Source organism: Streptomyces hokutonensis (genome assembly GCF_042751305.1).
GTDB classification, from domain to species: domain Bacteria; phylum Actinomycetota; class Actinomycetes; order Streptomycetales; family Streptomycetaceae; genus Streptomyces; species Streptomyces hokutonensis_A.
Genome location: NZ_JBHYWD010000002.1, coordinates 807,925 through 819,173 on the forward strand (window position 1 = coordinate 807,925; position 11,249 = coordinate 819,173).

Annotated in this window: 10 protein-coding genes; 7 read left to right on the forward strand and 3 right to left on the reverse strand. The window is 71.0% G+C overall.

From position 1 onward, the window contains the following. Positions 1 to 127: 127 nt before the first annotated feature. Both ACFXC1_RS09830 and ACFXC1_RS09835 read right to left on the reverse strand, forming a co-directional pair. Positions 128 to 1,309, reverse strand: coding sequence for an amidohydrolase family protein (locus tag ACFXC1_RS09830; protein ID WP_093631399.1), 1,182 nt, complete (start codon positions 1,307 to 1,309; stop codon positions 128 to 130). A gap of 137 nt (positions 1,310 to 1,446) precedes the next feature. Beyond that, positions 1,447 to 2,265, reverse strand: a complete 819-nt coding sequence (locus tag ACFXC1_RS09835; protein WP_234467670.1) for a FadR/GntR family transcriptional regulator — start codon at positions 2,263 to 2,265, stop codon at positions 1,447 to 1,449. A 155-nt stretch (positions 2,266 to 2,420) separates the two neighbouring features. Between ACFXC1_RS09835 and ACFXC1_RS09840 the strand changes: the two genes are divergently transcribed. Then, positions 2,421 to 3,248, forward strand: a complete 828-nt coding sequence (locus tag ACFXC1_RS09840) for an enoyl-CoA hydratase-related protein (protein ID WP_381241088.1) — start codon at positions 2,421 to 2,423, stop codon at positions 3,246 to 3,248. Then, positions 3,245 to 3,820 (forward strand): DUF2889 domain-containing protein, encoded by a 576-nt coding sequence (locus tag ACFXC1_RS09845; protein WP_381241089.1) that lies wholly within the window; start codon positions 3,245 to 3,247, stop codon positions 3,818 to 3,820. The genes ACFXC1_RS09840 and ACFXC1_RS09845 overlap by 4 nt, the downstream gene beginning before the upstream one ends. 380 nt (positions 3,821 to 4,200) lie before the next feature. Here ACFXC1_RS09845 and ACFXC1_RS09850 read toward each other — a convergent pair whose 3' ends face one another. Continuing rightward, positions 4,201 to 5,427 (reverse strand): acyl-CoA dehydrogenase family protein, encoded by a 1,227-nt coding sequence (locus ACFXC1_RS09850; RefSeq protein WP_381241090.1) that lies wholly within the window; start codon positions 5,425 to 5,427, stop codon positions 4,201 to 4,203. A 124-nt stretch (positions 5,428 to 5,551) separates the two neighbouring features. On the opposite strand from ACFXC1_RS09850, the gene fabG reads away from it, so the two are divergent. From fabG to ACFXC1_RS09875, 5 genes are read left to right on the forward strand one after another with little or no spacing between them, the layout of a single operon-like run. Beyond that, positions 5,552 to 6,298, forward strand: a complete 747-nt coding sequence (gene fabG, locus ACFXC1_RS09855; protein WP_381241092.1) for a 3-oxoacyl-ACP reductase FabG — start codon at positions 5,552 to 5,554, stop codon at positions 6,296 to 6,298. Positions 6,299 to 6,320: 22 nt separating this feature from the next. Then, positions 6,321 to 7,571, forward strand: coding sequence for an acetyl-CoA C-acetyltransferase (locus ACFXC1_RS09860; RefSeq protein WP_381241093.1), 1,251 nt, complete (start codon positions 6,321 to 6,323; stop codon positions 7,569 to 7,571). Further along, positions 7,571 to 9,010: an OB-fold domain-containing protein gene (locus ACFXC1_RS09865; protein ID WP_381241095.1), complete on the forward strand. Its 1,440-nt coding sequence runs from the start codon at positions 7,571 to 7,573 to the stop codon at positions 9,008 to 9,010. The genes ACFXC1_RS09860 and ACFXC1_RS09865 overlap by 1 nt, the downstream gene beginning before the upstream one ends. After that, positions 9,007 to 10,215, forward strand: a complete 1,209-nt coding sequence (locus ACFXC1_RS09870) for an acetyl-CoA acetyltransferase (RefSeq protein ID WP_381241097.1) — start codon at positions 9,007 to 9,009, stop codon at positions 10,213 to 10,215. Before ACFXC1_RS09865 ends, ACFXC1_RS09870 begins: the two co-directional genes overlap by 4 nt. A gap of 16 nt (positions 10,216 to 10,231) precedes the next feature. After that, positions 10,232 to 11,026 (forward strand): SDR family NAD(P)-dependent oxidoreductase, encoded by a 795-nt coding sequence (locus ACFXC1_RS09875; protein WP_381241098.1) that lies wholly within the window; start codon positions 10,232 to 10,234, stop codon positions 11,024 to 11,026. The last annotated feature ends 223 nt before the right edge of the window (positions 11,027 to 11,249 follow it).

The following is an 11,249-nucleotide window of genomic DNA, read 5'->3' on the forward strand; positions in this document are numbered from 1 at the left end:
CCGTCCCCCCCGTGCCCCCGACCCCCCGCGGGGCGCCGGGGCCGGGTTAACAAACACCCCCCGCCCCGGGGGGGGGGGCCGGTTTTTTGGCCCCCCGCCCCCCCGCCAGGCGGGGGCATTTCGGGGCTCAGCGGCTGATCAGCTGCTGGGCGTTGTTGTACATGATGTCGTCCTGGACGGACTCGTCCAGCTCGGCGAGGAGCTTGCGGTAGTCGGCCGGGTTGGCGATGCCCTCCGCGTGCGGGAAGTCCGAGCCCATCACGATCGACTCGTGGTAGCCGAGCCGCTTGACCAGGCTCGGGATGTCGTCCTCCGGGTAGGGCACCACACGGATGTGCTTGCGGAACACCTGGCTGGGGCGCTCCGTCAACTGGCCGCCGATCCAGGGGCCGTTGCGGCCCATGCCGCGGCTCTTGTCCATGTGCCGGACGAAGTGGGGCACCCACTCGGCGCCGAACTCGGAGACCAGGACGTTGATGTCGGGGAAGCGCCCGAAGAGGTTGTCGAAGATCAGCGCGGACAGCGTCTCCTCGATCGGGCGCTGGCCGTAGGTGTTCATCCACTGCCAGGCCGACATCCGGAAGTGGATCGGGCTCGCGTCATGACCCCAGGCGGGGGCGACGTGCGAGTTGTAGTAGAACTCGCTGATGTGGTAGCAGACGCTGGCCTTGGCCTCGTTGACCAGTTTCCAGAACGGGTCGAAGTATGGGTCGCCCGGTGAGCGGCCGTACTGCGGCCCCGTCGGCAGCATGATGAACCGGGCGCCCTTGTCCAGGACGTATTCCAGTTCCTTGACCGCGTGGTCCAGGTCGCGCAGGGACAGCAGCGCGGGGGAGTAGATGCGGTCCTGGTGGTTGAAGCCCCACACCTCGTTCATGTAGCGGTTGAACGAGTGGTAGTTGGCGTAGAGCGGCTCGACGCCCTGCACGTACTCCTCGGCGACCAGTGCCCAGCCGCCCGGGTAGATGATCGTCTGGTCCAGGCCCTGCTCGTCCATGACGCGCAGCCGGGCCTCGCGGTTCTGGTACGACTCGTGCATCGGCTCGAACTGGTACGTCTCGTCGGGGTTGCCCGAGGCCATCGCCTTGAGCATCTCCTTGAGCGAGCCGGGCCGGTATACCTGCCCGAACTCCGGCTCCAGACAGACCACGATCCGGTCACCGGCCAGGATGACCTCGCGGCCGTCCGGGAGCGTCACCGGGGCCACCGCCTGGCCGAGGAACTCCTTCGGGAGGTAGCGGGTGAAGGAGTCCCGTTCCTCGTACATGTGCTGGTCGCAGTCGAAGATTCGCTTGCGCTGTTCGGCCATGGCCGTCGCCTCCGGACCCCAGATCTATTCAGTACGTCTACTATAATTATCTAACTGTTTCGCAGACGCAAGGGGTGAGAGTGGGAACGGCTCGGTGATCCTCTATCCGCCCGGTCGGGCGATGAGGGTCCGCCCGGTCAGTCGATGAGTTCGAGGACCGTCTTGGGGCCGGCTCCGTTCACCACGTCGTCGGCGCCGCTGATGTGGCGCTGCCACAGCTTCTCGGCCTCGTCGGCCTTGCCGGACTCGATCAGGCCGACCAGGCGCACGTGGGCCCGGTGCCCCTTGAGGGCCTGTGCCTTCTGGGTCTCGGCGTCGGTGGCCGCCGCGGTGTAGGAGGCGTTGGCCCGGTCGATGATGTTGCGGAGCATGCCGCACAGGAGGATCAGCGTCTGGTTGCCGGTCAGTTCGACCAGCAGGGCGTGGAAGGTGTCCTGGGCCTCGACCAGACCCAGCGGGTCGTCCAGGACGGTCTTCTCGGCCGCCACCGCGTCGCGCAGTCGTTTGATGTCGTCCGCCGTGTGCTTGGCGGCCAGTTGACGCACGCACGGCGGCTCGATGACGGCCGCCGCGCGGTAGACGTCGCCCAGCGTGGCGCCGCGGTATTCGAGGATCAGGCCGGCGAAGCGAGCCGCGACATCGGAGTCCGGCGCACTCACCCGGGCGCCGCCGTGCGCGCCGCGCCGCACGGTGATCAGCGACTCCGATTCCAGGACGCGGAACGCCTCGCGCAGCGTCGGCCGCGAGATGCCGAACTGCTCCATCAGTCCCGACTCCGGCGGCAGCGCGTCGCCGGGCTTCAGCTCGCCCCGTACGATCTGGCGGCGCAGCTCCGCGGCGACCAGTTCGGCGGTCTTCGGGACGCGCACCTGACGTCCGACGCGGCCACGCGCGGGGACGGGCACGATGGGCGTTTCTGCGCGGGCTGCCTCGGCCACGGCGGGCTCCTCCGTCATATAGCAAAATGAATCGTCTTAGTGCATCGAGGGTACCAGGTCAAGGTCTGGATGATCTTTCCTCTGCGGAACCCGATCTGGTGCCCGGGCCATGGTTGGGTATATAGATGATTCATCTAGCTATAAAGCCAACGCGGGCTCTGGGAGTGACCTCGATGAACGAGCATGCGGCCCCGGTGATCCTCAGCGAGCTGACCGGCGACGGAGTCATGCTGCTCACCCTGAACCGGCCCGAGCGGCACAACGCCTGGACGCTGGAGATGGAGCTGCTCTACAACGAGTTGTTCGACCGCGCCGAGGCGGATCCGGCGGTACGGGCCGTCGTCCTCACCGGCGCGGGACGGAGCTTCTGCCCGGGCATGGACATGAGCGTGCTGGACGGGGCGTCCTCGGGCGCACGCCCGTGGCCGACCGACCGGCTGCCGCCGCGCACGCGGCCCATGTCGTTTCCCAAGCCCCTGGTGGCGGCGGTCAACGGCGCCTGTGCCGGCATCGGCTTCAACCAGGCGCTCATGTGCGACGTGCGGTTCGCCGTGCCCGGCGCCAAGTTCGCCGCCGCGTTCAGCGCACGCGGACTGGTGGCCGAGGACGGCGTCTCGTGGCTCCTGCCCCGGCTCGTCGGCTACGGCAACGCGAGCGACCTGCTGCTGTCCTCGCGTCGCGTCACTGGCACGGAGGCGGAGGCGATGGGCCTGGTCAACCGTCTTGTCGAGCCGGAGGACCTGCTCCCGGCGGCGCTCGCGTACGCCACGGAACTCGCGCGCTCGGTCAGCCCGTACGCGATGTCCCTCATCAAGCGGCAGCTCGCCGACGACCAGGCGAGAAGCTTCACCGAGAGCCGCGACACCGCCGCGGCGCTGCTGGCCACGGCGAAGCGCGCCCCGGACTACCGCGAGGGCGTGCGCAGCTTCATCGAACGCCGGCCACCTGATTTCGCCGGGCTGGGCGAGAGCGCGCCCGAGCCGGCGGAGGCCTCGTCGTGAGCCGCGCCGAGCTCCCGCTGCACCGCCGCACCATCACGGTCACCGCCCACCAGGAGCCCGGCGCCGAGGAGATCTCCGTCGAGGCGGAGCTGCGGGACGAGCGGCCATGGGCCGAGCCCGAGGTCGCCGACATCCACCGGATGATGCTGGCTGTGCGGGTCCGCCTCGCGGACATGACCATTGTGGCCGCCGACGCGGACATGCTGACGTTCCCGCACGCCGAGTGCCCGCTCATCACCCCGGTCTTCGACAGCCTGATCGGCCTCGGCGTCGCCGCCGGATACAACCGGGCGATCCAGGAGCGGTTCCGCGGCGTCCTGGGCTGCTCCCACCTCTATGAACTGGCCCGGGTGCTCGGCCCCGCCGTGGTCCAGGCGGCGATGTCGGCCAACGCGCGCCGCCGTGACGCCGGCGACCCCGCCAACGGCCCGCGCGCCACGGCCGGGGTGCTGAACAGCTGCCACATCTGGGCCCCGGACGGCGTGGGCCTGCGCAAGCTGGACGCGGGCTGGCGCCCGGGGACCGGGCCGCGTCCGGTTCCGGGACTTGGGACGTTCGAGGCGCGCGACTGAGTCCGCGGGGCTGAGGTGCGGCTGCCTGAAGGCGGGGGCGGGGTGGTCGCGGCCGACCGCGCGGATGCGGAATCGGCCCCGGGCCCGGCCTACTTGGAGCCGACCGGCACGACGGCAGCCGGTGACTGATCGCGCCCTGGGGTGCCGCCGAACCGGCTTCGACCAGCCACCGCGGAACTTGCCATGACCAGCCGTCCCCGAACCGGCCTTGACCGGCCGCCGCGGAACTCGCCGTAACCAGCAGTCGCTGAACCGGCCTTGACCGGCCATCGCCGGACTCGCCGTGACGAGCCGTCCCTGAACCGCCCTTGCCCCGCCGTCGAACCTGCCGCAACCAGCCGTCCCTGGACCGACCTCGACCAGCCACCGCCGGCCTCGCCTCAACCAGTCGTCGCCCTCGGCTCCCGCGGCAGCCCCAGCACCTTCTCCGCGAGGATGTTCCGCTGCACCTGCGAGGTGCCCGCGTAGATCGTGCCGGAGCGGGCGATCAGATATGTCGTCGACCAGGACGCCGAGGAGTTCGCGGCGCCGGGGTCGTCCGTGCGGTAGGTGCGCAACGGCGGGCGGCCTACCGGCACTTGGGCGTGCAGGCCCATGATGTCCATCGCGAGATCGGTGACCTTCGTGTGGTACTCGCTCCAGTACAGCTTGGCGATCGACGACTCGGGGCCCGGTTCCGCGCCCTTGAGCCAGCCGGTGAGAATCCGGTAGCCGAGATAGCGCATGATCTCGACCTTGGACCAGCACCAGGCGATCCGCTGTCGGATGACCGGGTCCTGGTCCTTGCCGTAGAGGCGGGCCAGTTCCACCAGGCGTTGCACCTCGGCCCGGAACAGGATCGGGTTGGTCGCCGCCTCCTCCCCGCGCTCCACGCCCAACAGGCTCTGGGCGACCGTCCAGCCGTTGTCGACGCCGCCCACCACGAGGTCGGCGCGGGTGCGGGCGCCGTTGAAGAAGACCTCGTTGAAGTGGAGTTGGCCGCTCATCATGCGGAACGGCCGTACCTCGACGCCGGGTTGGTCCAGCGGGACGAGGAGGAATGAGATGCCGCGGTGCTTGGGCGCGTCGCGGTCCGTGCGGGCCAGGACGAAGATCCAGTCGCTGTGGTGGGCGCCGGACGTCCACACCTTCTGGCCGTCGATCACCCACTCGTCGCCGTCACGGACCGCACGTGTCGTCAACGAGGCGAGGTCCGAGCCCGCGTCCGGCTCCGAGTAGCCCTGGCACCAGGTGTCCTCGCCGCTGAGGATGCGCGGCAGGAAATGGCTCTGCTGCTCGTCCGTCCCCCAGCGCAACAGCGTGTTCGCCAGCATCTTCACGCCGAACGTGTCCTGTGGCAGCCCGAACGGCACACCGGCCAGGGCCAGTTCCTCCGTCAGGACCACCTGGTGGAGCTTGGACAGCCCACGGCCGCCGTACTGCTCGGGCCAGGTGAGAGAGAGGTAGCGGTGCTCGGCGAGCCGGCGCCGCCAGTCCCGGGCGAAGGCCCACGCGGCCTCCTCAGCGAGGGCGCCGATGCCCTTCCAGCCCGGCGGCAGCGACTCGGCGAGGAACCCCTTGACCTCGGTGCGGAACGTCTCGGTCTCCGCGGGATAGCTGATGTCCACCCGTGTGCTCTCCTCGCCCGGCCTCGCTCGCCCCAGCCGATCGCTGTATTGATTGTTTCAGCATAATAGGTTATCTATTTAGAAGGAATAGTGGACGACGGCGTCGAGCCAAGGGCGGGCTGACATGGGACTGCTGGACGGCCGCAACGCGGTGATCACTGGCGGCGCACAGGGCATCGGCTTCGAGATCGCCGGAGTCCTCGGCGCCGCAGGCGCGTCCGTCGTCCTCGGCGACATCAACGAGGACGCCGCCGCAGAAGCCGCCGAACGCCTCGCCAAGAACGGCGTCGCCGCCACCTCCCTGCGCTGCGACGTCACCGACGAGGACGAGGTCGCCGCCCTGGTCGCCCACTGCACCGACACCTTCGGCCCCGTAGGCGTCATGGTCAACAACGCCGGGATCACCCGCGACGCGACCCTGCGCAAGATGGCCCTGTCCGACTTCCGCGCGGTCGTCGACGTCCATCTGACCGGCGCCTGGAACGGCACCCGGCACGCCGCCGAGGCGATGCGCGCGCACGGACGCGGCGGCAGCATCGTCAACATCTCCTCCATCGCCGGCAAGGTCGGCAACTTCGGCCAGACGAACTACAGCGCCGCCAAGGCCGGACTCGTCGGCCTCACCAAGGCCTCCGCCAAGGAACTCGCCAAGGCGGGCATCCGCGTCAACGCCGTACAGCCAGGCCTGATCCGCACCGCCATGACCGAGGCGATGCCGCCCGCCGCGTGGGACGCGAAGCTCGCCGAGATCCCCCTGGGCCGCGCCGGCGAACCCGCCGAGGTCGCCCAGGTCGTCCTCTTCCTCGCCTCCGACATGGCGAGCTACGTCACCGGAGCCGTGGTCGAGGTGACCGGCGGCCGGTACATGTGACCCCTTACGAAAGGCCTGGCCGATGCCCGCCCTCCTGCGTGACGCGGTGATCTGCGAACCCGTGCGTACCCCCGTCGGTGGCTACGGAGGCGTCTTCCGCGACGTACCGGCGACCGAGCTGGCCGCCGCCGTCGTTCGCGCCGTACTGGACCGCACCGGAATTCCGCCCGCCGCCGTCGACGACGTGCTGCTGGGCCAGTGCTACCCCAACGGCGAGGCGCCGGCGATCGGCCGCGTGGCCGCCCTCGACGCCGGTCTGCCGGTCGAGGTGCCGGGACTGCAGATCGACCGCCGCTGCGGCTCGGGACTGCAGGCCATCATCACGGCGGCGATGCAGGTGCAGACCGGCGCGAGCGACCTCGTGCTGGCCGGGGGAGTGGAGTCCATGAGCCAGGCGGAGTTCTACACCACCGGCGTCCGCTTCGGTGTACGCGGCGCGGGCACCACCCTGCACGACCGGTTGGCTCGCGGCCGGGTCACCTCGGGAGGCGTCAACCACCCTGTCCCCGGCGGGATGTTGGAGACCGCTGAGAACCTGCGGCGCGAGTACGCGATCCCCCGCGAGGAGCAGGATCAACTCGCCCTGCGCTCCCACGAGAAGGCGGTCGCCGCCCAGCGCGAGGGCCGCTTCACCGACGAGATCGTGCCGGTCACCGTACGGACGCGGAAGGGCGAGAGGGTCGTCGACACCGACGAACACCCGCGCCCAGACTCGACGTTGGAGAAACTCGCGAGCCTGCGCCCCGTACTCGGACGGCAGGACTCCGAGGCCACCGTCACCGCAGGCAACGCCAGCGGACAGAACGACGGCGCCGCCCTCTGCGTCGTCACCCACCCCGAGCGCGCCGCCGAACTCGGCCTGCGCCCCCTGGCCCGCCTGGTCTCCTGGGCCGTCGTGGGCGTGCCCCCGGAGACGATGGGCATCGGCCCAGTACCCGCCACGGCCAAGGCACTTGACCGCGCGGGACTCAAGCTCGCCGACATCGACCTGATCGAACTCAACGAGGCCTTCGCCGCCCAGGTGCTCGCCTGCACCCGCGAATGGGCCCTGACCGAGGCCGACTTCGAGCGGTTCAACGTCAACGGCTCCGGCATCTCGCTGGGCCACCCCGTCGGCGCCACCGGCGGCCGCATCCTCGCCACCCTGCTGCGCGAACTCGACCGCCGCCAGGCCCGATACGGCCTGGAGACCATGTGCCTCGGCGGCGGACAGGGCCTGGCAGCGGTCTTCGAACGGCCCACCCACACCACCGACGCCAAGGGAGGACGCTGATGCCCGGACTGATCGCATACGGCGCCTACGTGCCGTACCACCGCCTCGCCCGTGCCGATATCGCCGCCACCCTCGGGACGACCCCGTCCCGGGGCACGCGCGCAGTCGCGGGCTACGACGAGGACACCACCTCGATGGCAGTGGAGGCGGCCCGGGGCGCCCTCGTCAGGGACGGACTGCGCCCCCGCATCGGCCAGTTGTTCCTTGCCACCGCTGCGCCCGCCTACCTCGACAAGACGAACGCGACCGCCGTCCACGCCGCGCTCGGCCTCGACCCACACGTCCTCGCCGTCGACATGGCGGGCTCCGTCCGTTCCGGCCTCGGCGCACTGGTCACCGCGGCCCGCTCCCCGGTGCCGACCCTCGCGGTCCTGTCCGACCTGCGCACCGGCCTGCCCGGCGGCGGCGAGGAGAGCGCGGGAGGCGACGGCGCGGCGGCGTTCGCCTTCGGCGGCCACCGCAACGGAGCCCCCGTGCTCGCGGAACTGCTCGCCCACGACACGGTCAGCGACGAGATACTCGACCGCTGGCGACTGCCCGGCGCCCCCGCCTCCCGTGTCTGGGAGGAGCGCTTCGCCGAGGAGATCTACGTGTCCCTCGCGGACAAGGCGCTGAGCGCCGCCCTCGACCAGGCGGGCCTGGACCGCGACGCCGTCGACCATCTCATCGTCTCCGGCCTGCACGCGCGCGCGTGCGCGACGGTGCGTCGTACCTCAGGCGTACGTCCCGAGGCGGCGACCGTCGACCTCACCGCGGAGATCGGCAACGCCGGCACCGCACAGCCCGGGCTGCTCCTCGCCGACGTCCTCGACCGGGCCGAACCCGGCCGGATCATCGCGCTCGTCGTCCTCGGCGACGGCGCCGGAGTCCTGCTCCTGCGCACCACCGACGCCCTCCCCGCGCACCGCGCCGCCCGCCCGGTCGCCGCACAGATCGCCGCGGGCAGCGCCCCCATGCCGTACGCCACCTACCTCTCCTGGCGCGGCCTCCTCGACCGCGAGCCGCCCCGCCGGCCGGACCCCGAGCCGCCGTACGCCCCGCCCGCGCACCGCCGCAACAGCTGGAAGTACGGCTTCGTCGCGTCCCGTTGCGAGAAGTGCGGGACCCGGCATCTGCCGCCGGACCGGGTGTGCACGTCCTGCAGGAGCGTCGACGCCATGACCGACGAGCCGATGGAGCACGTGCCCGGGACGGTCGCCACGTTCACCGTGGACCGGCTGGCCCACACCCCGAGCCCGCCGATGCTCGTCGTGGTCGTCGACTACGACGGCGGTGGCCGCTTCCGCTGCCAGCTCACCGACGCCACCGAGGCCGACGCCGTCATCGGCGCCCGGGTCGAGATGACCTTCCGGCGCACGGTCACCGCCGCCGGAGTCCACAACTACTTCTGGAAGGCCCGGCCGCTGCGCACGGGCGAGACCGAGGGGACAGCCGTATGAGCTCGCACGGAATCCGGGACCGGGTCGCGATCGTCGGCATGGGCTGCACGCCCTTCGGTGAACACTGGACCCGCTCGGCGGACGACCTGCTGGTCGACGCCGTCGGCGAGGCCGTCACCTCGGCCGGCATCACGCTCGACGACATCGACGCGTTCTGGCTCGGCACCCAGGCCTCCGGAGTCTCCGGGCTGACCCTGAGCCGCCCGCTGCACCTGCCGTACAAGCCGGTCACCCGCCTGGAGAACATGTGCGCGACCGGCTCCGAGGCGCTGCGCAACGCCTGTTACGCGGTCGCCTCGGGCGCCTACGACGTGGCGATGGCGGTCGGCGTGGAGAAGCTCAAGGACTCCGGTATGTCCGGGCTCTCGGGCACATCCATGCCGGGTGCGGGCGACGACAGCCGCGGTGAGATCACGGCCCCGGCGAACTTCTCCCTCCTCGCCCCCGCCTACGCGGCCAAGTACGGCCTGGCGGAAGAGGAGTTGAAGGACGTCATCACCCGCATCGCCTGGAAGAACCACGTCAACGGCGCCCGCAACCCCCGCGCCCAGTTCCGCAAGGAGGTGCCGCTGGAGCGCATCCGGTCGGCGCCGATCGTCGCGGGCATGCTCGGTGTGTTCGACTGCTCGGGGGTCTCCGACGGATCGGCGGCGGCGATCGTCGTACGCGCCGAGGACGCCTACAAGTACACGGACAAGCCGATCTTCGTGAAGGCGCTGTCTTTCGTCGCGGGACCGGCGGACGGACTCCTCGACCCCGACTACGACTTCACCACCTTCCCCGAGGTCGTCGTCTCCGCCCAGGAGGCCTACCGGCAGGCGGGCATCACCGACCCGCGCGCCGAACTCGCCCTCGCAGAGGTCCACGACTGCTTCACACCAACGGAGTTGGTGCTCATGGAGGACCTGGGCTTCTCCGCGCGCGGACAGGCCTGGAAGGACGTCACCAGCGGCGCCTTCGACCTGGACGGCTCGCTGCCGGTCAACCCGGACGGCGGCCTGAAGGCCTTCGGCCACCCGATCGGCGCCTCCGGACTGCGCATGATGTTCGAGGCCTGGCTCCAACTGCGCGGCGAGGCACCGCCCGAGCGGACGGTCGCGTCCGTGGCCGAGGGCCGCACCCTCGCCCTCACCCACAACCTGGGCGGCGGCCCCGGCGAATGCGTCTCCTTCGTCTCCGTCGTCGGCAGCGAACTCACCGACTGAGAAAGGTGGTTGAGTCATGGGACGACTCGACGACAGGATCGCGATCGTGACCGGAGCCGCGTCCGGCATCGGCGCCGCCACCGCCCGCCGCCTGGCGGCCGAGGGTGCCCATACGGTCGTAGCGGATCTGAATCTCGACGGCGCCAAGGCGGTCACGGAGGAGATCCGTGCCGCCGGCGGCTCAGCCACCGCGGTCCAGGTCGACCTGGGCGACATCGACTCCGTACGGGCCATGGTGGCCACGGCAGTTGAGACCTACGGCGGCCTCGACGTCCTGCACAACAACGCGGCGGCCACCCACCTGGCCGCCCGCAAGGACCTCGCAGTCCTGGAGGCCGACCCGGCGGTCTGGGACGACACCATGCGGATCAACCTGCGCGGCACCATGGTCGCGATCCAGGCCGCCGTCCCGCACATGATCGCGCGCGGCGCCGGCTCGATCATCAACACTTCCTCCGGTGCCGGACTCGCGGGCGACCTGCGCAATCCCGCGTACGGCGCATCGAAGGCCGCCCTGATCAACCTCACGAAGTACGTCGCCACCCAGTACGGCAAGCAGGGTGTGCGCTGCAACGCCATCGCCCCGGGGTTCATCGTCACACCGGCGAGCGCCGGTTCGGCGCACGGGGCGATCCGGGAGAAGATGCTCCGCCATCACCTCACCCCGCGCCTCGGCCGGCCGGAGGACGTCGCGTCGGCGGTCGTGTTCCTCGCCTCCGACGAGTCCGCCTTCGTCACCGGGCACACCCTGCGCGTCGACGGCGGACTCCTGTCCCACGCGCCTTACGTGGCGGATCTCCGCGAGGCGTGACGTAGGCCCGCCGGGGCGGACCTACTGGAATCGGCGTGCGTGTGTTCTGTCAACCGGGCGTCGGAGTCGGCCAGTTCGCCGACCGGATCGCGCTCGGCCGGCCCCGTGGCCCGAGATGTCGCGGGCCGGTCGCGTCGTGGCCCCCGGCTGGGCGGGGCCCCCGGGCGGGGGCACCGGGGGGGGCGGCGGGGGGGGGGGGGGGGGCGGGAGACGGAGGCAGGGC